Here is a 19567-nt window from a genome sequence, read left to right as displayed (position 1 = left end):
GATCGCCACCAGATACGATAAGACCAGAGCTTCCTTTGAAGCCTTCCTCGCGTTGGCTGCCGCAAAGATTTGGCTACCCTACTTTGTCAACAGAACCTAGGGCCAAGAACGTCTCCACCAACATGAATGTCGTGACGAACAAACGCATTTATTATCTCGAGCTCAATGATTATGCACCAAAGGACGGCAAACAGGTTTTCGGTATCCGATTTATCTATCCCGAGAATGATCTCAACGCCTCCTTGCGAAAGAAAGCGGAGGCTCGTGCTGCTCATCCCAACATTGCCAGCATCGACAAGGCCAACATCAATATCGACTACTCCTTCTCCGGGGACGGCAGGCTTAAGCCGACAATGGTCTTCGACGACGGCCACAAGACATTCTTCAAGTTTGGCCGCGCTGTGCCGGCCATTTTTGCCGTAAACATCGATTTTTCCGAGACGCTCCGCAATTTCCGTCGAGAAGGAGACTATATCGTCGTCGATGGCACCGCGACGCAATTCACACTTCGTGACGGCGACAGTTGGACCTGCATTTTCAACTTGGAGAAACCGGATTTTGGGGCGGCCGACCCCGGCGTTATGGCTCCGAGCCGTGATCAAATCGCAACGACGCGCGCGAGGAGTGGAAACTGATGCAACGGTCTCCAGAACTGGAAGCGATGCTCGCCGGCGACGAGGCTCTGGTCAAGGACGAGCGAGCCCGGCGCAAACAGCTGCTGGGTGGCACCGTCCTTATCGTTGGCGCTGTCGCTTTCGCCTATGTCGTCGTCTTTTCGCCACAGGAACGCGCACCGGAAAACATGGGGGCCGACGAGGAGTTCACGACCACCACATTCAGGCCGCCGTCTTTTCTACGCTCCGACGACAAACGGCCAGAAAAGGCACCCGACCCGGTCATCACGCTTCCCGATCCTCCCGCTAAGGACGAAAATGACGAGGTGCCCGATACCACACAGTTCGAGGTTCCGCCTCCACCGGAGATCGTCGACGACGCCGGTGCGACATTTCCGGTTCCGGCAGAACAGACGGATGCGTTTCCGACGCGTTTCCTGTCGAAGCAGGTGGTGATCGATACCGGAAATGCTGACAGTGGCCAGGGATTGCTGGGTGCCGGCGGAGAAGAAGGCCCGATCGTCGCTGGCGATGATCGCAACAGTAAGTTTCTCGCAACCGCGTCGGTCATGGGAGACCGGTCCGCGAAAGCCCGTCTGATTGAACGTATCGACGCAATGATCCCCGAGGGCACACTCATCCCCGGGATCCTTGAGACCGCGATTAATAGCGACCTTCCCGGACAGGTGCGCGCCATCACATCTCGAGACGTCTATTCGTTCGACGGACGCCGTGTGCTCATCCCGACCGGTTCGCGGCTGATCGGTGAATATCAATCTGACATAATGCGGGGACAAAAACGAATATTCGTCATCTGGACGAGATTGCTGCGCAATGACGGCGTGTCGGTGCGATTAAACAGCATCGGTACCGACAGCCTCGGGCGATCCGGCCTCACAGGCATGGTTGACAACAAATGGCGCGAGCGTTTTGGATCCGCAATCCTGCTCTCCATCGTCGGCGCGGGATCATCCTATCTGACCGGCTATGGAGGCGGCGACAGCGGGTCAAGCGGCACCAACGGAGAAACAAATTCCGACAGGGCGTCTGAGCTGGCGCGCGATACGATCGCCCGGACCTTCTCCGATATGGCCAACCAGGCGCTGGGCGAGAGCCTTAAAATTCCACCGACGATCAGCGTTCACCAAGGCGAACGCATTTTCGTCTACGTCCGCCAGGATCTCGATTTTTCAGCCATGTATCCGGATCCGGTCGAAGAAGCGCTGAGGGAGATCAGGCATGAACGAGGTCTTCGCCAAACTCAAAGCCGCTGACAAAAGTTCGGATTACTTCCTGCAGCGCGCGCTCGACCCGCTGCAGCCGTTTCTGTGCGATCGCGACATCGTCGAAATTTCAGTCAATCGCCCCGGCCATATTTATGTTGAGCGTCTTGGCGCAGACCGGATGGAGCACCATGAAGTGCCGGCTTTGACTGCGCTCGAAATCGAAAACATCGGCGAACGGGTCGCCGGCGCGACACATCAATTCATCAGTCGCGCCAATCCCATCCTCAGTGCCGCCCTCCCGTCCGGCGAACGCATCCAAATCGTTCTTCCGCCCGCAGCAGCCGATGGCGGTGCCATTTCGATCCGCAAGCAGGTCACGAGCGATTTTACGCTCGAGGCGTATCGCGACAACGGAGCATTGGACAAGGTGTCGGTCGCGGTGGGTGGGCTGAGCGCGGCAGAACGAGCGCTGATCGAACACCTCAAGGCCGAGCGCATTTATGACTTCATCCACACGGCCATCCGCCAACGCATCTCTATCCTGATTAGCGGCGGTACGTCGACCGGCAAAACCACGTTTCTCAATGCCTGTCTGAAGTCGATCGACCCGTTCGAGCGCATTTTCACATTGGAGGATACGCGAGAGCTGTTTCCACCACAGAAAAACACCGTCCATCTTCTGGCATCGCGGGGTGATCAAGGAACGGCGCAGGTCACCATCCAGTCACTGCTCGAGGCGTCGCTGCGAATGCGACCGGACCGGCTGTTCGTCGGCGAAATCAGGGGGTCAGAAGCGTTTGCATTCTTGCGAGCAATCAATACCGGCCATCCGGGCAGCATGTCGACAGTACACGCCGACACCCCGCTCGGTGCCTATGAACAGCTCGCGATGATGATGCAACAGGCCGGGATGTCGTCCGGGTATTCGAAACGGGACCTCATGTCGTATATCCAGATGGTGATACCGGTCGTCATCCAGCTGCGCCGGGAAGGTGGCCGTCGCGGGGTCTCCGAAATCTACTTTGCCCGGCATGCCACATGAGCAGGACATTTGTTGCCGGCTACCTCATCTTTTGCGTGGTGATTGCCATCGCCGTGTGGATGGTCGGTTATGCGTTGATCCTGCAGCTCTTATACAAGGACGGCAGGATTCTTCATTTGATGGCGACAGCCAATCCGTTGGCACCGATCCAGCAACTCCTGACCTATCCAGGTAGCGCTTCGTTGCAAATCGCCGCTCTGGGCGCACTCGGCCCCGCTGTGACAATGGGGATCTTAGCCGCGGTCTTTGGCCTGCGACGCCCTTCGACCCCTTTGGGAAACGCGGCATTCCAGGATGCTGCTTGTCTGCGCCGCGGAAAATGGTTCGGCAAGGACGGACAGATGTTTGGAAGAATAGGGCGCCATATCCTGCGTCGCCAGGATGATCGCCATCACCTCGTCATTGGCCCGACGCGATCGGGCAAGGGTGTTGGTTATGTGATTCCAAACGCATTGACGTTTCCGGGCTCCATGATCGTGACGGACTTGAAGGGCGAAATTTTCCAGCACACGGCTGGCTACCGAAAGGCGAACGGTCATCAGGTCTTCCTTTTTTCACCGGGCGCGCAAAAAACCCATCGGTGGAACCCACTGGATTTTGTCCGGCAGGATCGCGGCAGCCGAACGATCGATATCCAGAATATGGCCAGTATTCTTGTGCCCGAGAGCGTAGGATCGGACAATGCGGTCTGGCAGGGGACGGCACAGCAGGTGATCGCCGGTCTCATCAGCTATGTCCTGGAAAGCCGATGCTACAAGAACCGGCGCAATCTCGGTGAGGTGAACGGCATCTTCAATGCCGGCGTCGATCTCCAGGTCTTGATGAAACTGATCAAGGAAAAGGAGCCAGACCTGTCGCGTTTCACGACCGACAGCTTCAACGCCTATATCTCGCTGAACGAGCGAGCCGCACGATCGGCACTGCTCGACATCCAAAAGGCAATGCAGCCATTTCGCAATGAGCGCGTCATAGCCGCGACCGATGTCACCGATATCGACCTGGCTTCCATGCGCCGGCGTCCGGTGTCGATCTATCTCGCCCCCAACATCAGCGATGTCACCATCCTTCGCCCGCTTCTGACATTGTTCGTGCAGCAGAGTATGGATCTGCTGACACGAAATTTCGACCCGGGCGCCCTTCCCGCCTACTTCCTGCTGGACGAGTTCAGACAGTTGAAGAAGATGGACGAGGTCATGAACAAGCTGCCTTATGTCGCGGGCTACAACATCAAGATTGCGTTCGTGATCCAGGATCTGAAAAACATCGACGAGATCTACGGCGAGACCTCCAGGCATTCGCTTCTTGGAAATTGTGGCCTTCAACTGATCCTTGGTGCCAATGACCAGGCGACCGCCGAATATGCCTCGCGCGCGCTCGGCAAAAAAACGATCCGATACACATCGGAGACGCGGACGCTCGAACTGATAGGCCTTTCGAGGCGGACGAAAGTGGAGCAGATCCGCGAGCGCGATCTCCTGATGCCGCAGGAGGTCCGGCAACTGCCGGAAGACCGCTCGATACTTCTTGTCGAGGGTCAAAGACCGATTTTTGCGGGCAAGCTAAGGTTCCACGAGGTCGCTTCGTTGGCGGAAGCCGCTAATTTCGCGCTTGCAAACCAACCTGACGTACCCGACGCAGACTTTATCACACGTTTGCCCGTGCCGGTACTTGACGGCCCGATCGTGAGCGCTGAGCAACCGTTGGACAATGCCGGGCAAACCGCATCGCCCCCCGCGATTTCAGGAAACGAACCGGCCGATGCTGCACTTTCGCTCCCGCTGGAGCGACCGCGAAAGGACGAGGAACTGTCGCATCCGGTACAACTTGATGCCCCTGTGTTGGACGCACGGATCGAAATGATGGAAGCCCGAATGAGGTCGACCGCCAAGCGGCTTCGCGACCTGATAAATGACAAGCTTTTGAAAGAGCGAGTTCCTGGAGGCAGCAGGCCAAGCGTTGCGGACATCTTGAGGGTGACTGTTCCCGACCCTGCAGACATAGGGCTTGCTGACTGATGCCGTATCCCATTCAGCCAGGATCGCATTCATGCCGTCAATCTGGGCTTGGGTCAGCCGGCCGCCGAAGGGTGCACGGCGCACGTATGCAAAGAACGTGGTGACGTTCATTGGGTATCTCCTGGTGATGTTGGATGAAAGTCCGTCGCGTATTTCAACGGACTGTTGATTTAATACACACGAGTGTGTATATAGATGGTTATGAAGAGTGGCGACATAATCTCTGAACTAACGAAGGACGGATGGTACGAAGTTGCCCGCAAAGGCAGCCACGTTCAGTTCAAGCACCCGACGAAACAGGGTCGCGTCACCGTCCCTCACCCCAAAAGAGATTTACCGGTCGGCACTGTCAAAAGCATCGAAAAGCAATCCGGCTTGAAACTGAGGTAGACCCCAATGCGCAACTATATCGGACTGATCCATAAGGACGCTGGTAGCGATTACGGCGTGTCCTTTCCTGATTTTCCAGGCGTCGTAACGGCTGGCACTGATCTCGATGATGCAAGGGCTATGGCTGAGGAAGCCCTTGCCTTGCATATCGAAGGCTTGGTGGAGGATTATGAAGCCATTCCGGAACCCTCAACCCTTGAGGCGGTAATGGCCGATCCAGACAACAGGGACGGAGTGGCGATCCTCGTCGCGTTAAAGACCGAGACTCAGAAGGCGGTTAGAGTAAACGTTACCCTGCCAGAAGACGTGCTGCAGCAAATCGACGCTTTCGCGGAAGCCAACGGACTTACGAGGTCTGGCTTCCTTTCCAGGGCAGCTAAGCGGGAGATGCAGGCGGCTTAACTGCGTTTGCGGCTTGATGAAAACCCGAGGCCAGCCCTCGGGTTTTTTTGTCGGCATGGTCATCGTTGTGATAAGTGCCGTGCTGTCCGTCATCCTCGCCATCCTGCTTCGCCTCATGAAGGAGATTATCGATGTCTACTCCGAGCAATGCTCAAGCATGGAAGCTTGCGATCGAGCACCTCGAATAAGCTAAGGTTGACGGAATGCTCAAGATGATAGGAAAGCTATTTTTAAACAGCGGGTTGAACTGTCGTCGCGCAACCCGAATATCAAGTAAATATGCTCGGCTACGGTGGGGACGAGACGACGGCCTGGACCGTGACGACGATGGCGAGCCAGTTAGATATATCCCAGCCCGCGAAGACGACGGGAGCCGCGCTCACATCGAACGTCTCGCGAGAATAAGGCGCTTGAAGGACGCAGGAATCTGGCCAAGCGGCGTTAAGATTCAAAAGTAACAGCGCAACCGATCGGCGCCGCCGGATGATCCGGGCCCGCGGTACCAGATCTCGGCGGCATTTCGTGAAACGATGACAGACGACAACGAAAACCTGCTGATCAGCGCCGTAAATTCAATGCGGCGGATCGAAGTGGCTCCTGAACATGACAACAACGTCGTCAACTTCAATGGCGGGTTAAGAGGCACAGCCGCCCAGCACTCTCGGAGTTGAGAGAATCCTTCGTTATCCCAGGCTTCGAGTGGATCTTGGACGATGACGGATTCGCGGTAATGCGCATCATGGACTGATAGCCCAAGTCTCCAACCCATGACGTCTGGTCTCCGGCAATCCAGGCGCGGTTCACCCCGCGTGGTAACCGCCAAGGCCACCGAACAGCAGTTCGCAGAGCGTGCCAGCAGCCTTTGCATCCCTCATCGGGGGCGCCACGGGTTTTAAGATCATAGGCGTCTCTTGATTTGCGTTCGGCCAGGACAGAGAAGCCGCTTCCATTTGGAGCCGAGTCCGCATGGAAATTTCCCTCTTTGCTGATTTAGAAATAGCGAATGTTCGCGATGGCCGATTTTTCGGGCTCGCGAGATAGTGGCGAATGAGAGGGGGTGAAAAATGCTGGCGACGATTCGAATGAGCACCTGGCTTGATGGCGAGATGGTACGAGAACCGATAGTGCTTTCGGCGGCGGCTGTTCGTGACGCTCTGATGCTGGTGACGGATAACGAAGATCGAATTAACGAAATTTTCACAACTGTGGAAGTGGCCGGAGCCTGCCACCTGCACGATGATGACGGTGACACTCAGTTCCTGTTTGAGAAAATGTTCCATTCCTGAAATTGATAACGCGGCGGGTTACTCAATGCGTTTTTCAGGCGCGCAACGGTGACTCGGTCTAGATCACTCGTCTTCGGCAATCCGGGGCCATCTGGAATGCGCCGACGGCTCAACGTGTCATTGCTACCGACATGCGGCCAATGAGCCCGGTGACGTAGCCGACCCGCACCAACTAACGCTGCAAGTCGGCATTATGTAGTGCACGCCCTTCCTGCACCGTGCATCGTGCGGCTCAAGCGCCACACGGTTGCACGTGTCCTTCATATCAACCGCCGGCCGGCCCTTCGCTTCCGCCCACGAAACGACATTAAAGCAGGGTCAGAGCTGCATGTGCTCGAACGGCGCGATCCCGCCCTTGCCGTCGCTGTCTGGCAACGGGTGCGATGACCGCGCCATTCGATATCGGGAACTCGGCTGTAGATTCGTTCGTGCGCTTTTCGAGCGCACGGATCTGCGCGCCCTTAAACGAGTTGGAATCCGGACCCCGCTCGGCATCGACGCCGCAGACCATAGACAAGCCGTACTATATCGAATTGAAACCGGCGACATGGGCGGCGATCACCATCTTTCCCCGTCCCCTTCAGCCCAACCGTCGCGATGAATGACTTCGTTATGACCGATGTCCGACCAACGGTACGCTTTGTGTATGGCGGAGATGCTGGCGGCCTTTGTCCCGGCCCGGAGAAGTGGCAGTGACACGCGCGACGCCGAGCGGGGTCTGGTCGCGAACTGTCACGAAAAGCTCATGCTTATGTTGGCGGCTGGTCCTACAGACGCAAGGTTCAACCAAGTGTCGCATGACAAGATCACGTCATATTGTAGGAGATTTCATGTATCCAGATGACGTGCTTCAAACAGCATGGTCGGTGACCGCAAGACATTTATCTAAGGGCCAGGAAGACCCCGTCTTAATGGTTGCCGAAGGCATCATGCAGGAACGCCAGCGGTGGCTCATCGAGACAGTCAACACCGTGGTGCGGCAGGTTGCGCAACAAAACGCAAATTCCACCGATGGCGTGTGAACCACAAGCCCGGCGACTGGAGCGGTCTTATGGCCCAGGCTATTTTCAGTGAGCGTTCGAGGAAATTGGGCAATTCCACGCGGAACAGGACCGCGACGATTGAGCTTTGGGCACGCGAAACCATCCCCGTCCAAAATATTCGGAGCACCACGGGAGTGGCGCGCTGCCTTTCGAATGAATGGCCTGTCAAGAACCGAGCAAAGCAGGAACGGGCAGTAATTGGCTGCAAGATGGCGCTATCGGGGAAACTGCTCATGCTCTCGCCAGATTTCCAATTCAGGCCGGGGCGCAAGCAGTGCGCTTCGCCCTCACACTGTCGCCCGACATCGCGCAGCACGAACAGCTCGTTGCTGAGATCAGATGTCGCCGCGGACATGTATGCGCAGGATTTGTACGAATGAACCAAACCCCTTCCGAAAGGCCCGCAGCTAAAAGGGTACTTTCCAATGTCCTATGATTGGGACGGAAAACAGAGTCGGCGCCTCAAGCTCATTCAGGGCGTAAGCATGGGCATCGTGGTTGCAAGTATCATGTTGTTTCTCGTTATCTCCTGGACAACCTGAGCATCCAGCACTCACTCTCGCCTCATGGAAAAGTGATCGATGTAAAGACCTCGAAATGCTCAAGCATGTCGATAATCATTTCGGCAGGCCGTCCTCCCCATAATGAAGCTCGGAGTGATCGGCATAAGGTCGCTTGAGATGGGCCGCGGCCCTGTCGGCGATCGCAAGAATTTCTTCAACAGAAGCCCTGCCTCTCTGATTTTCAATCTGCTCATACCGTTTACGCAGCGCATCGGTCACGACACGGCTCATACTCTGCCCAGTCGCATGGGCGATCGCCTGAGCAAGGCGGTGCGCTTCAGGTCTTTCACGTTCAGGTTTATGTGGAGATACTCCATTCCACTAATTAGCCAATTTTCTACCATCCTACCGAATTGCATCCCAGTGTCCAAGTCAGGATGCCATATCAACAAAGCTCCATCATTCATGGTCGATCCCGACGGCGCGAAGCGCGACCACGAAAAGACATTGAGATCGAAGAAACGAGTATCACTTCCGAACGGAGGAAGAGCCTGTTGGCGGCAGAAAGGGCCGCAGCCCCCATGGCAAACTCAACGTTGTAGAGCGCTGGAAAGGCGCGACGACGGCAAATCGGGCCGCATCGGACTTGAGCCGATCCGCTGCAACGGCACCGAATTCTTCGATCCTCTTGTCCCTCGCAACAGCGCTGTCGGTACCACCATCTTCACCGATGGCAACAAGGCCTACCAACGCATCCTTAGCCCCGGGCACATCTCGAAGGTCGTCGGCAAACTACGCGCTCGCTCTAGTTCAAACGCATACACCGCGCTTTCTCGATGATGTAGCATCGGATCATGGGTGTCTACCACGCCGTTCGCCGCCGCCTCGACATATACCTCCAGGAGGTTGCCGGAGAATTTCAGCGCCTTCTAATCGTAGCTTAGATAAACTCTCGTTATTCCCTTTCCTCTTCGTCTTTGTGGTACTGGTCAGATTGACGTTTGAGCTCATCCACTCGTTGGATGCGCTGCTTTGCGGAATCTCCTGGTGGGATGTCGCCGACGGTACTGTCCCGAGCCTTGCCGAGCGCATCGCTGTTTTCCTGGCCCGGCGGTCGATCACGCCGGCCGGCTTCTGGGCTGTCATGTGCAATGCTGTCCCGCTTCGGCCGTGGCTGTAGTGGCTCACTGGAGTTAGCCGGCCACTCTCCGGGTCGCGCGCGGTCCGCAGCCCGGAGGGTATCTCCTAGTTCCATATAAATCTCCGCTCCCTCACGGTGGACGGCATTGCTCGATGTATCAGCATCAGGCGTTCTGCTCGGTCCCGAATGGGATTGCACCCTCTCGGTCCGGGTCCGACTGAAAACCTGCTCGACTTCGGCTGCACGCCCAACCTCTCGTGACCCCTCTTTCTCGACGGGCGCTGTCGCAGCTATACGATCTTCAACCCCGCGACGCTCGATGTCGTCGCTTTGGCCTTGGCTTTCAGGTTGATAATCCACTCGGTCCTGGCCAGGACGTAGCGTCCCTTCCCTATCGATTGCTGCCCTTTGCTCCGTCAATTCGAGCAGTTCACGTCGAATATTGACGTGATCGCGCGCGGCCTGAGCGATTTTCTCGAAGTCCCGACGGTCGTGCGGCAGCATCGAGCGCTCGGCGTGGAACAACGCCGTCTCGACTCGCTTTTCATAAGCTTCGAACTCTGGTCTTGCCATATGCCGCATATCATCGACCTCCAAAAAGATGTTCTCAAAATTTACCATATGTGTTCGCAACGGCGAGCGCAATTTTGAACTATGACTGGTCCCGGCGGCCGTCGGTTCCCTGAGAGAGCGCTCGCCCATGAGCCGGAGAGACTGAGTTTCGGCGAAAGATCCGTCTACTCTTAAACGTTTGCCATCACTGATTTCTTGCCATTCTCTCCGGGCCGCGGCTTGGTAGGATCGCGCAGCCCTGGTTGTCGCAAATGTGGGTTCGTCCCGGCGCTGGGCGTCATAGCGACGCTGCGCGGCTTTGGATGTTCCCTCATGTTCGGTGCGACCGATGGTGTTCACGGGTTTGACCTGATTTCTGCGGTATGCGGCCGGACTTGCGCGGTCCCTTCGATCGCTCATTTCCATCTCGATACCATTGGCGCGTGCCTTTTCAGCCAGGTTTAGGCGCCATTCCCGAAACGTGGAGATTGTCGTCACGATCCGCTCACCGACGTCGGCGGAGCGCATGGCTACGATCGCATGGACGTGGATATGGGGACGCTTTCCGCCTTCTTTTTCGGACTTCGGGTCCGTGGAGATATCGTGAAGCGAAAACACATATCGATGAGTTGAAAACTGGCTTGCGAGAAATTCGCGTGCGGCGTTTTGGAACGCGCTTGCCTCAGTGCCGGCCCGTGCGGATAAAATAACATGCATGACATCGCGCGGCTTGCGGCTGTGGAGTTGCGGGCGCCATCCAATCTGGACGAGATCGCGGGCCGTCTTTGCATCCGCGATCAGGCGTCCTTCATTGTCGTGGACCGAGCCCGCGTGCTTTTCAACGAGCGACCGCAGTCGGCTGGCGCCATAGTCGGTGCCATTGCCGTGCCCGGTGAACCGGAATTTCGCCACCGCTTCGCCCTCTTCCGCATCGAGGCGATGTTGAACAATGTCGCTCGCCCTGGCGTCTGCCGTCAGTCGCTCTCCGCGTTGATCGCGCAATACGGTCACGCCATCAATATCGAAGCCGCGTCCGTCGGGGCGCTCTGTCACCGCAATGGCAAATGCCCGCTCGCCGAGCGCGTGCTTGGCGATCGTCCGCGCTCGTTCGAGACGTGCTCCATGCTCCGGCTGATCCTCGTCGATCGCGATCGTGAAGAGACCTATGTCCCGGCTCTCGGCCCGATTCTTGAGAAGATGATCCCACTCCTTGCCCACTTGCACTATTTGATCGCGCCCCTGAAGCAGTTCGCCCCGCTCGTTTTCCACCACGACAGCGCCATTGCGCGAAACATAATTTATCATCGCGCCCACGCGCGCACCTCCGCCGAACGATGCCAGTTTCACGACGGCCGGCTGACTGCCCGAAGCGAAACCTGCAAACCGCGCCCGCATCGGACGATCGGCAGGGCGGCGGACGCCGGTTCCGTCCAAATAGCCTCGGCCCACGCTGAAACCGACGATCTTCGTTTTGGCCACGCTCTTTGGCTGAGCGGCGACGCCTCCTCGACGGCGCCGCTCTTCATCGTCCGGAGCCGAACGCCCGAGTGACAAGTCGTGCAGGAGTGCCGCTTTGCGCTGCGGCCATTCGGTCGCGAAAGTTCCAAGCAGGATTTCCATCACGTTTCCCCGCCTTTTGTTCGCCTGCCGCGCTCGGCAAAAAACCTCAGCTCCAGCAGCACCGCCGCAACGCTACGATGGACTTCGCCAACCATCGACCTCTCCTCTTGCGACCAGACTGCCTCCCTTCGACGCGCGGCCCGCGAAAACTGATTGAGCCTCACGCCAAGTGCCGCAATTTCCGCAAGGAGCAGGTCAAGAACCGCCTGATCTCTTTCGGTAAAGAACGGTCGCACGCCGGCACCCTCAAGTGTCAACGACCGCATAAAGGCGGAAACCGTCAGACCGGCCTCCTCGGCGGCGGCGCTGACCCTCGCCATTTCGCTCGCGCCGAACCTGACATGAAGCACTCTGGACTTGGCTTCAGGGGCGTAGACCACGAAAGCATTCCTCAAGTCAGGCTGGTTCATTTGTCTCCCCTACGTGGCCGCAGGCCTCATCGACGGCTTGTCCGTCGATGGTCAGAAAATTTGTATCACAAATTTGCGTATCCTGCCAAAACAAATAGTACCGTTTCGGTAAACACAATTCAAGTCAATCATCCCGCATAAGCCTGATCTCGACGGGACGCTTCGATCATTTCAGCCCATCGAAACCCCTTAAGCCGTCGCGTTAAATGCCTCGCGCACCATGGCAACATTGATAGGCAACTATTTTGTTATGCTTATGTATTTTGTATTTTATGGGCGATGGACACCATACACACCGCTCCAAGACACTGCCGCGGAATAGAATACGGAATATATTCCAAACTGTCGGTATGCTTTGCATGTCAGTGTCACCTGGCTGAAACCTGTGAACACATCTTGTTCATTTTTTCCTTGCATTGATCACGCTCTTTGCAACATGATGCGCCAACAAAAGTCACGAGACGGAACTCAACCCATGACAGGGATCTATGCGGCGGTGAGCAACAAGGGCGGTGCGGGCAAGACGACGCTCGTTACACTGCTCGCGGGTGAATATGCGCTTCGAGGCGAGCGTGTCCTGCTGATCGACGCCGACAATCGCCAAAATCTCACGGGCTGGTGGCGGTTGTGCTCTGAAAAACATAACGTGCCCGACAATATCGTGGTGACCTCCGCAGCCACCCAGAGATCCATCGAACAGGCCGTCGATGTCGTCGGCCGCGCATTTGACCGCGTCATCATTGACGCGGCCGGCGTCGACAGCGCCTTGCAAACGACCATTATTCGCATGGCAAACCTGGTGATTTCACCAATTCAGCCGGCAATCAAGGAGCTCGAGGCGGCAGGACAGGCGGTTGCGGCTGTCACCGAGATCAATGAACAATTCGGCCTTTCTGTGGATCACCTCAATGTCCGCACCCGCATTTCGGTACCGGGACGCAACCTTGAGGCCTATCGCTATATCAGACCCTTTATCGCCGGCATGGTGGCTGCGCACTATCGTACACGGCTTCTCGACACCGAACTGTTCGAGCGAAACATCTACCGCGAGATTCAAAACGGCCTTGGGACCCTGCAGATGCAGGATCTGACCGATCCCATTCGTAAAGCAAGGACGGAGGTTCGCAGCTTGGCCGACGAAATAGAAGAGCATCGCGCATCTCCGGTTCTTTTCGGTGCAGCATGACCAAAGCCAGCCTGGACTTGAATGATTTCACGATCGCAGCCCGCAAAACTGCGAGAGAGCCGAACCTTGATACAGACCAGGCCGATGCATCGGTGACCAGCCACGAACCGGCCGCAGCAAAGCAGACAGGTGCCAGTGCGAGTGGTCGTGCGGAGCAGCGTCGTCAACAGGCTGAAGCCCGCGCAATTGCACAGGAAGATGTTCGCAACAGTCTGAAGAACCTGAAGCGTTCCAAACAGCGCACCGTCAAATTCTTCGTCAACATCGCGCTCGACTACGATCTGAAAGCCCGCTTGCAGCGTGCCGCACAGGAAAACGACGTGAAGATGACGGTCGTGGTGAAGGCGGCGCTTGATATTTACCTCTCAAAGAACGGTTATTGAGCCGTTAACGGCAAGGGCGTCGGTCGATCCGGCGCCGTTGTCGGGTTGTCGTTCGAGAGATGCCTCCTAGGAAGGGGGCAGGTTTTCCAGAACGACGGCGCGCTCGGCGACGGCGGCGTTCAGTTCGTCTGCGATCTGTCGACGTTCTGCCAGGTTGGTTGCGTTGCGAAGTTCAGCGCGCAGTTCATCGATGTGCTGTTCGTCCGTCATCTTCGTCTCCTTGACGTTTGTGAAAGATGATCGCGGCACGCAGGGCGGAGGAAGCCAGGTCAAGGCTCGTGGAACACGACCGGCGGAGCCGGTGTGCGGAGGAACCGATTTTGTCGAAGCGTAGTGAAACGAAGCGCAGGGAAAATTGGAGGGGCCGACGGCCTTGAGCTGGGTTTGTCCGCCCGGCATACTCAGCCAATCTGATCAGACAGGGTTACCTCTCTTGGGGCACCATCCTGCGGCAGTCCGGCGAACGCGACAGGGGGTGATCTGATGAGACGGTATCTGATCGAGGGCATGTCTCTGGACGAGGATATGGTCGATTTCGCATCTTGCTTGGCAAAGGCCTATCGCGGCAAAATCCGACCATTCTGTCTTTGCCGGGATCCCGGAGTGCCGATGTATATCGCCGACATTGGCGACCAGCACGTCGTCAAGCGGATGCCGCTGTCAGGCGGCGATCACGATCCGGTCTGCCCGTCCTACGAGCCTCCCTATGGATTATCTGGCCTGGGCCCGCTGATCGGCACCGCGATTAATCTGGATCCCTCGGCCGGGGTCGCCGCCTTGAAACTCGATTTCTCGCTATCCAAGAGATGTTCGACCACCGCGGCAGGCGCCAAGGCCGCCGCCACCGACAGCATCAAGAATGACGCCAGGAAATTGTCATTGCGCGCGCTTTTGCACTTGCTCTGGCACGAAAGCGGCCTGACGGAATGGACGTCCAACTGGACGGGAAAGCGGAACTGGCGACAGGTGTATCGTCATTTGACGGAAGCTGCCGGAAACATGACGGTTCGCGGCGAAAGCCTGACGGACCGGTTATTCATACCCGAGCCGTTCCGGACAGACGATAAGGCCGCTATCGCGCAACGCCGATCGCAGAAACTGGCCGGGTTGTTCCAGCCGGCGGTCGGGACACGACGACTGATGGTCCTTGTAGCGGAAATCAAGGAGTTTGCCGACGCTCGAAGCGGACAGCAGATGATCATCAGGCATATGCCGGGCGTTCGTTTTCACCTGGAAGACGCGGCGTGGCGCAGTTTGCAGCGGCGTTTCGAGACGGAGTTGGCGCTTTGGAAAAGCGACGATGCCTTGCATCTCATAACCATCGTGACGGTGGGGGGAAACTCCGCCGGCATCATCACGGTCAACGAGATTGCCTTGATGACGGTGACCTCTCAATGGCTGCCGATCGATGACGCGTTCGAGCGGCGGCTCGTCGAGCGACTGGTGCGATTGCGTAAGAAGTCCGTAAAAGGACTCCGCTTCAATTTGTCCCGCAATCAACCGATGGCCAACGTCATCTTGCCGGAACGACAGCCGTTGGCCTGTGCCCTCTACATTGTGCCGGCCGGTGCTGACGAAGGGTTCGAGATCTCACTCAAGGAGATGATCGAGGCGCGGCCGGATCTTGAGGCATGGATATGGCGGGTCGCAGACGGCGACCTGCCGCCACTTCCCATCTGATGGCAGGCCGCCTATTCCGGTGATCCTTCGAGCAGACCGTCGAAGACCTCGATAAGTGTGTTGGTGATTACCTGTCCAAGAGCGTTACCGGCGACCCGAACCTCGTCGTCGGTCCCTTCTCGTGACGCTCGGGCCAGTTCAAACCCTTGTTCGCTGACAATCTGTTTTGCCATTTCGATGGCCCAAAGCGCAAAGTCACCACGGTTATCAATCTTGATCGAGTCTTCCATTGCCCCTGTCCTTCTGTTCGCACCGTCTTTTATATCTCCTCGGTTTTGATGGCCAGCCGATCAGGGGCCTTCGACACATCACAGTTGTGAATCGAACGCCTCTCATTGATTCCAAAGTCTCATTGGACGTGCGTGAACCGCACAGTCATTCTGACCCATGACCATCTTTCAGTTTCAGCTTTACTGCCAACGCGTCGATGCAACGAAAAACATGGCACGCTACTATGCGCTTTCCGTCCAGCCGACGCTGTTTGGAGAGACGGAGGTCGTGCGCCGTTGGGGAAGGATAGGCAAGCGCGGCGGCGAAAAAAGCGATGTCTTCAAGACGGAAAAAGACGCAGCTGCTCATTTCCTGGATCTGGCGCGAAGGAAGCGGGCCAAAGGCTATCGACCGATCGGAAACTGTGGAAATCCAGCCGATCGACGCGTCTCCACGCGGTTTCCTTGAATTGTCCCGGTGACAACACAGGCGTCCGCTGCCAGGATTTTGAGTATCGATCACAATGGGGAGCAATGAGATGACCACCACCAATGAAATCGCCGACAAGGTTGCCGAAGAACACGGGTTGACGAAAGCGCAGGGCAAGGCCGTTGTCGAAGCGATCATCGCCTCGATCACCGACGCTGCTCTTTCCGGCAACGAAACGTCCCTGCCCGGATTTGGAAAATTCAAGGTCAAGGACGCGCCGGAACGCGAAGGTCGCAATCCTGCAACGGGCGCAGCGATGAAGATCGCAGCCTCAAAAAAGCTGACCTTCACGCCGGCCAAGGCGCTCAAGGATGCGCTCAACAAGTGATGTGAGAAAGCCCCGCCATTATCGGGCGGGGCCGTCGCCGCTCAGCGGCGGGTGCTGCGAGACCAGATGAGCTGCAGGCCTTCCTGGCCTTGCACTTCGGTCAGCGTTGCGTAGATCGGAGCCGGGAAGCTCGGATCGTCCAGCTTGACCGAGATGTAGTCGCGTTCGGTTTCGCGGGCCTGTTTTTGCCACCCTGCCCCGAACTCAACATTGCCGGCCAGCACCCGGAAGTCGGGGGCGTCCTCTGACGAGCGTTCGACGCGTACGATCTTGGCCTTTACGTTGAGGTTGAGGGTTTTGATGGTACCGGAGAAGCCGTTTTCGGAAGCGGTAAATGAGCCGATGGTAGCCATTGATATAGTCCTTCTGTTGTTCGGGCCGCGCCCATCGCGGCCTCGATGGCTGTCGATAAGACCGGAGGCGGGGGGCGCGCACCCACAGGGCCGAAACGAAGTGGAGGACGGCCATTGGCCGAGGCTTTCTTGTCTCGCGAGGATGGCGACTGACCGGGGTCCCTACATGACCTGTCATGTGGGGTGGTGGTCGTCAGGGGAAGAAAACGAGCCGGCCGTTGCGTCAAGCCGAACGAGCCGAGTTTGCGAGGCGGACTTCGGTCAGACAAGCCGCATCGAGACCGCGTTGGGCGACCCATGCGAAGGGGTGGGCTGCAATGGCGCTATCGGCGGGCAGCTCTGCGCGATGCGTTTCGACCAACTCGCAAGCGCTCCAAGTAAGCCAGAGCCAATTGCGTGATCGCTATTCTCCGACCCGTGCCGCTATGTGCACGACCGCCTGTCGAGACGGCCGTGCGGTGTCATTGCCCCGAGATCAAGCAACCACTCGGCAAGCCGATATTTGAAAGTCATGGAGATAGGAAACAGCTCGCTGTGCCTGGGCAGCGGCCTGGAAAATGTAGCGCTTGTCGTTCTGCAAAACCGATAACCAGGATCCTAGATAACTCGCATGGTCGAGACGAGGCTCCAACTCAGGCACAATACCGAGATCGGCGCAAAGAAAACTGGCGCCGAGTTCCGCGATCAATTCCTCGCGTGCCCGCTCTGATCGATCCTTGGCGTAGCGCGAGAGGTCGCGGTTCAGCCGATGGGAAGCGCCGGCCCAATGCACCTCCTCATGCGCAAGCGTCGCATAATAGCTTTCGAGATCGCGAAACGCCTCGATTGGTGGCATCTGAATCATATCTGAACCCGGCGCGTAGTAGGCCTTGCTGCCACCGTGACGAATGAACGCTCCCGTCGCCGCAAAGAAGGCATCAACGGCCGCGATACGGTTTACAGCCGGCTTGCCAACATCGGGCACTATCGAGGAATGGCCTTCCGGCAGATCATCGATCTGCTCGACATTAAAAACCGTATATGTCCTGAGGAACGGGAATTCCCGCTCGATCTCGTCGCCATTGTCAGCTGTCTCAGACTTTGTGACCCGATTGGCGTAGACGACCGTCGATCCCGTCTCGCCCTTGCGGACATGGGCGCCGAGTTCTAGCGCCTGTCGAAATGTCATCCACATCGGAGAACGGAACCCGCGCGAGACCGTTTCCGACCAGAGTAGCAGCACGTTGATGCCGGAATACGACTCGCCGTTGTGCCGCAGTGGCCGGGTGATAGGGCCCTTTAGATGGCCGCAATTCCATGGCTGAACCCAGGGGCGAACCCCGGCCTCAAGCGCCGCGATAATACGGTCGGTAATTTTTGCATGGATGTCGGCCCGGCCTTCCTGTGCGACTCTTTTGTTATCTTGTCCCATGGTCTTCTCCTCGATTGGCAGACCGCGCCCATCGCGGTCCGTCACGGCGGGCGAAGAGCGCAGGCCGGCGACGGCGCACCTGCTGACGAGCGTCGAAGATTTTAGAATATGCATACGGGCCGCAACGCAGTGGAGGACGGCTTGCCGTTGCGCCGGCACCCTGCCGGCCGAAGCTAGACCGCGATCCGGGACGGACCGCATGGGCTTGGCTCGAAACACACAAAACGGCCAGCGCAACTGCGCCGGCCGCTTCATCCCGGATGGAGCGCGGGGCCGAAGCCCCGCATTCCGGCTATTCGAACGCTGCCATCTGGGCCGTTGCGGCCTTTTGGTCGACGGAGTTGGCGGGCTGTTCGATCGTGCGCTCGTAGGGCTTCCATGTCTCACCGGTAATGTCCTCGTAGGCGGAGACGGCGCCTTCGGCTGCCATGCGGAGCACGTGCGCTTGAAGGCCCATGTCGGCTGCAAACTCGCGCTTGCGCTGGGCGCGGCTGTCAAAACCCACAGGACCGTCGAGGTCCTCGTCCCGGGTATCGTTGGAGAGTTTCATTGTGAGATCGCGAGCCTCGGTGACCGCGCGGCTGTAGAATTGCCCGGCGCCGTAGGCGGAGCCGACAAAGGATCCGACGATGCGCTGCATGTGGATCTGCATGGCCTTTTCGGTAAGACCATCCTTCAGCGCCTCGGCGCTTTTGATCAGCTGGCTGCGGTGGAGATCGCGGATTCCGTCGCTGTCGATGAGGGCAAGGCCGAAGCTTTCGGAGATGCGTTGGCCCTGCGCCGTATCCGGGCAGGCGTGCCTGACCATTTCGAGGGTGGTGGCGCGCTGGGATTTTGCGGGACGGTTCTTATGGGTGGAGTGGTTGAGCGGTGCCATGATCGGATCCTTTATGAGCGATGTTTCAGCGAAGCCCGGGGTACCGGTTGTCGTCCGGCTCAGCCCCTCGGGTGCGGGCGAAAGGACATGCGGCGCAAGCGGCCCGGCCCAAGGTCAGGGCATTGCTAAGCGGAGCGAGGAAGGCTTGCGGATGGTGCTGCCCGCCTGAAAGCGGGCTGCGACAGACGCGAGCCTGCCTTGCGACGCGGCGATGGTCCTGCCGCAACGCGGCGCGAAAGCGGCCTTTGACCGGGACGCGCCCATGTCAGACCGCAACAAAAACGAGGTGCTGTGCCGGCCGACGATCTGGTTCAAAGCAGCATGATGCAATCGCCATCCCGATCCGACCTTGGCAACGCCGCGCCACCTACAAGAGGTCCTTGCAGATCTCGATCCCAGCACACTC

22 protein-coding genes and 1 pseudogene are annotated in these 19567 nt (G+C 57.8%); 15 read left to right on the top strand and 8 right to left on the bottom strand.

All coding sequences use genetic code 11. The features are described 5' to 3' along the window. The 9 genes from ASD31_RS07085 to ASD31_RS27075 form a co-directional block, all read left to right on the top strand. Positions 1–635, top strand: a 635-nt coding sequence (locus ASD31_RS07085) for a TrbG/VirB9 family P-type conjugative transfer protein (RefSeq protein WP_156392549.1), incomplete at its 5' end; no start/stop codon positions are given. Next, complete coding sequence (gene virB10, locus ASD31_RS07080) at positions 635–1888, top strand: type IV secretion system protein VirB10 (RefSeq protein ID WP_056331340.1); 1254 nt, start codon at positions 635–637, stop codon at positions 1886–1888. The genes ASD31_RS07085 and virB10, both read left to right, overlap by 1 nt. Beyond that, the gene (gene virB11, locus ASD31_RS07075) at positions 1854–2882 is read left to right on the top strand and encodes a P-type DNA transfer ATPase VirB11 (protein WP_056331338.1); all 1029 of its coding nucleotides are present in this window, start codon (positions 1854–1856) and stop codon (positions 2880–2882) included. The genes virB10 and virB11 overlap by 35 nt, the downstream gene beginning before the upstream one ends. Continuing rightward, entirely contained in the window at positions 2879–4897 is a 2019-nt protein-coding gene (locus ASD31_RS07070; RefSeq protein WP_056331336.1) for a type IV secretory system conjugative DNA transfer family protein, read from the top strand. The genes virB11 and ASD31_RS07070 overlap by 4 nt, the downstream gene beginning before the upstream one ends. A 201-nt stretch (positions 4898–5098) precedes the next feature. After that, positions 5099–5287, top strand: coding sequence for a type II toxin-antitoxin system HicA family toxin (locus tag ASD31_RS07065; protein WP_056331355.1), 189 nt, complete (start codon positions 5099–5101; stop codon positions 5285–5287). A 6-nt stretch (positions 5288–5293) separates the two neighbouring features. Beyond that, entirely contained in the window at positions 5294–5689 is a 396-nt protein-coding gene (locus ASD31_RS07060) for a type II toxin-antitoxin system HicB family antitoxin (protein WP_056331334.1), read from the top strand. Between the two features lie 1064 nt (positions 5690–6753). Beyond that, positions 6754–6975 (top strand): hypothetical protein, encoded by a 222-nt coding sequence (locus tag ASD31_RS07055; protein ID WP_056331332.1) that lies wholly within the window; start codon positions 6754–6756, stop codon positions 6973–6975. Positions 6976–7805: 830 nt separating this feature from the next. After that, positions 7806–7997 carry a hypothetical protein gene (locus tag ASD31_RS25855; RefSeq protein WP_156392548.1) on the top strand — a complete coding sequence of 64 codons (192 nt, stop codon included), beginning with the start codon at positions 7806–7808 and terminating at the stop codon, positions 7995–7997. Positions 7998–8026: 29 nt separating this feature from the next. Further along, positions 8027–8398 (top strand): DUF982 domain-containing protein, encoded by a 372-nt coding sequence (locus tag ASD31_RS27075; protein ID WP_056331328.1) that lies wholly within the window; start codon positions 8027–8029, stop codon positions 8396–8398. 237 nt (positions 8399–8635) lie between these two features. Here the strand turns inward: ASD31_RS27075 and ASD31_RS07040 are convergent, their stop codons facing one another. Further along, positions 8636–8812, bottom strand: coding sequence for a type II toxin-antitoxin system VapB family antitoxin (locus ASD31_RS07040; RefSeq protein ID WP_244483785.1), 177 nt, complete (start codon positions 8810–8812; stop codon positions 8636–8638). A 315-nt stretch (positions 8813–9127) separates the two neighbouring features. Here ASD31_RS07040 and ASD31_RS25850 point away from each other — a divergent pair. Then, positions 9128–9447: pseudogene (locus ASD31_RS25850) on the top strand (transposase); the annotation flags it as partial. A gap of 29 nt (positions 9448–9476) precedes the next feature. Here the strand turns inward: ASD31_RS25850 and ASD31_RS25845 are convergent. Continuing rightward, positions 9477–11834, bottom strand: a complete 2358-nt coding sequence (locus ASD31_RS25845) for a conjugal transfer protein TraA (protein WP_156392546.1) — start codon at positions 11832–11834, stop codon at positions 9477–9479. Continuing rightward, positions 11834–12244: a plasmid mobilization protein gene (locus tag ASD31_RS07025; protein WP_056331319.1), complete on the bottom strand. Its 411-nt coding sequence runs from the start codon at positions 12242–12244 to the stop codon at positions 11834–11836. Before ASD31_RS07025 ends, ASD31_RS25845 begins: the two co-directional genes overlap by 1 nt. A 475-nt stretch (positions 12245–12719) precedes the next feature. Between ASD31_RS07025 and ASD31_RS07020 the strand changes: the two genes are divergently transcribed. Both ASD31_RS07020 and ASD31_RS26700 read left to right on the top strand, forming a co-directional pair. Then, positions 12720–13430: a ParA family protein gene (locus ASD31_RS07020; protein WP_056331314.1), complete on the top strand. Its 711-nt coding sequence runs from the start codon at positions 12720–12722 to the stop codon at positions 13428–13430. Next, positions 13427–13813 carry a hypothetical protein gene (locus tag ASD31_RS26700; protein WP_156392545.1) on the top strand — a complete coding sequence of 129 codons (387 nt, stop codon included), beginning with the start codon at positions 13427–13429 and terminating at the stop codon, positions 13811–13813. The genes ASD31_RS07020 and ASD31_RS26700 overlap by 4 nt, the downstream gene beginning before the upstream one ends. Positions 13814–13879: 66 nt before the next feature. Here the strand turns inward: ASD31_RS26700 and ASD31_RS26285 are convergent, their stop codons facing one another. Continuing rightward, positions 13880–14023 carry a hypothetical protein gene (locus ASD31_RS26285; protein ID WP_200952137.1) on the bottom strand — a complete coding sequence of 48 codons (144 nt, stop codon included), beginning with the start codon at positions 14021–14023 and terminating at the stop codon, positions 13880–13882. Between the two features lie 273 nt (positions 14024–14296). Between ASD31_RS26285 and ASD31_RS07010 the strand changes: the two genes are divergently transcribed. After that, the gene (locus tag ASD31_RS07010) at positions 14297–15493 is read left to right on the top strand and encodes a DUF1173 domain-containing protein (protein WP_056331312.1); all 1197 of its coding nucleotides are present in this window, start codon (positions 14297–14299) and stop codon (positions 15491–15493) included. 11 nt (positions 15494–15504) lie between these two features. On the opposite strand, the gene ASD31_RS07005 is transcribed toward ASD31_RS07010, so the two are convergent. Next, on the bottom strand, positions 15505–15723 hold the full coding sequence (locus ASD31_RS07005; protein WP_056331311.1) for a hypothetical protein: 219 nt from the start codon (positions 15721–15723) through the stop codon (positions 15505–15507). 157 nt (positions 15724–15880) lie between these two features. Between ASD31_RS07005 and ASD31_RS07000 the strand changes: the two genes are divergently transcribed. Next, on the top strand, positions 15881–16171 hold the full coding sequence (locus ASD31_RS07000; protein WP_056331309.1) for a WGR domain-containing protein: 291 nt from the start codon (positions 15881–15883) through the stop codon (positions 16169–16171). 70 nt (positions 16172–16241) lie between these two features. Beyond that, on the top strand, positions 16242–16520 hold the full coding sequence (locus ASD31_RS06995; RefSeq protein ID WP_056331306.1) for an HU family DNA-binding protein: 279 nt from the start codon (positions 16242–16244) through the stop codon (positions 16518–16520). Positions 16521–16561: 41 nt separating this feature from the next. On the opposite strand, the gene ASD31_RS06990 is transcribed toward ASD31_RS06995, so the two are convergent. The 3 genes from ASD31_RS06990 to ASD31_RS06980 all read right to left on the bottom strand — a co-directional run bounded on the left by ASD31_RS06990 (position 16562) and on the right by ASD31_RS06980 (position 19161). Further along, on the bottom strand, positions 16562–16873 hold the full coding sequence (locus tag ASD31_RS06990) for a DUF736 domain-containing protein (RefSeq protein ID WP_056331304.1): 312 nt from the start codon (positions 16871–16873) through the stop codon (positions 16562–16564). 475 nt (positions 16874–17348) lie between these two features. Further along, a complete protein-coding gene (locus ASD31_RS06985; RefSeq protein ID WP_056331351.1) occupies positions 17349–18284 on the bottom strand; it encodes an ArdC family protein in 936 nt (311 codons plus the stop codon). A gap of 292 nt (positions 18285–18576) precedes the next feature. Continuing rightward, positions 18577–19161, bottom strand: a complete 585-nt coding sequence (locus ASD31_RS06980; RefSeq protein ID WP_056331302.1) for a hypothetical protein — start codon at positions 19159–19161, stop codon at positions 18577–18579. Between the last annotated feature and the right edge of the window lie 406 nt (positions 19162–19567).

The sequence above is a fragment of the Rhizobium sp. Root482 genome (genome assembly GCF_001426565.1).
Lineage (GTDB): Bacteria > Pseudomonadota > Alphaproteobacteria > Rhizobiales > Rhizobiaceae > Pararhizobium.
This window is presented reverse-complemented; position numbering and strand designations above follow the sequence as displayed.

Excerpts from the sequence above, each read along its gene's own strand:
- virB10 (WP_056331340.1), top strand. The coding sequence starts at position 635 with ATGCAACGGTCTCCAGAACTGGAAGCGATGCTCGCCGGCGACGAGGCT.
- virB11 (WP_056331338.1), top strand. The coding sequence starts at position 1,854 with ATGAACGAGGTCTTCGCCAAACTCAAAGCCGCTGACAAAAGTTCGGAT.
- ASD31_RS07070 (WP_056331336.1), top strand. The coding sequence starts at position 2,879 with ATGAGCAGGACATTTGTTGCCGGCTACCTCATCTTTTGCGTGGTGATT.
- ASD31_RS07065 (WP_056331355.1), top strand. The coding sequence starts at position 5,099 with ATGAAGAGTGGCGACATAATCTCTGAACTAACGAAGGACGGATGGTAC.
- ASD31_RS07060 (WP_056331334.1), top strand. The coding sequence starts at position 5,294 with ATGCGCAACTATATCGGACTGATCCATAAGGACGCTGGTAGCGATTAC.
- ASD31_RS07055 (WP_056331332.1), top strand. The coding sequence starts at position 6,754 with ATGCTGGCGACGATTCGAATGAGCACCTGGCTTGATGGCGAGATGGTA.
- ASD31_RS25855 (WP_156392548.1), top strand. The coding sequence starts at position 7,806 with ATGTATCCAGATGACGTGCTTCAAACAGCATGGTCGGTGACCGCAAGA.
- ASD31_RS27075 (WP_056331328.1), top strand. The coding sequence starts at position 8,027 with ATGGCCCAGGCTATTTTCAGTGAGCGTTCGAGGAAATTGGGCAATTCC.
- ASD31_RS07040 (WP_244483785.1), bottom strand. The coding sequence starts at position 8,812 with ATGAGCCGTGTCGTGACCGATGCGCTGCGTAAACGGTATGAGCAGATT.
- ASD31_RS25845 (WP_156392546.1), bottom strand. The coding sequence starts at position 11,834 with ATGGAAATCCTGCTTGGAACTTTCGCGACCGAATGGCCGCAGCGCAAA.
- ASD31_RS07025 (WP_056331319.1), bottom strand. The coding sequence starts at position 12,244 with ATGAACCAGCCTGACTTGAGGAATGCTTTCGTGGTCTACGCCCCTGAA.
- ASD31_RS07020 (WP_056331314.1), top strand. The coding sequence starts at position 12,720 with ATGACAGGGATCTATGCGGCGGTGAGCAACAAGGGCGGTGCGGGCAAG.
- ASD31_RS26700 (WP_156392545.1), top strand. The coding sequence starts at position 13,427 with ATGACCAAAGCCAGCCTGGACTTGAATGATTTCACGATCGCAGCCCGC.
- ASD31_RS26285 (WP_200952137.1), bottom strand. The coding sequence starts at position 14,023 with ATGACGGACGAACAGCACATCGATGAACTGCGCGCTGAACTTCGCAAC.
- ASD31_RS07010 (WP_056331312.1), top strand. The coding sequence starts at position 14,297 with ATGAGACGGTATCTGATCGAGGGCATGTCTCTGGACGAGGATATGGTC.
- ASD31_RS07005 (WP_056331311.1), bottom strand. The coding sequence starts at position 15,723 with ATGGAAGACTCGATCAAGATTGATAACCGTGGTGACTTTGCGCTTTGG.
- ASD31_RS07000 (WP_056331309.1), top strand. The coding sequence starts at position 15,881 with ATGACCATCTTTCAGTTTCAGCTTTACTGCCAACGCGTCGATGCAACG.
- ASD31_RS06995 (WP_056331306.1), top strand. The coding sequence starts at position 16,242 with ATGACCACCACCAATGAAATCGCCGACAAGGTTGCCGAAGAACACGGG.
- ASD31_RS06990 (WP_056331304.1), bottom strand. The coding sequence starts at position 16,873 with ATGGCTACCATCGGCTCATTTACCGCTTCCGAAAACGGCTTCTCCGGT.
- ASD31_RS06985 (WP_056331351.1), bottom strand. The coding sequence starts at position 18,284 with ATGGGACAAGATAACAAAAGAGTCGCACAGGAAGGCCGGGCCGACATC.
- ASD31_RS06980 (WP_056331302.1), bottom strand. The coding sequence starts at position 19,161 with ATGGCACCGCTCAACCACTCCACCCATAAGAACCGTCCCGCAAAATCC.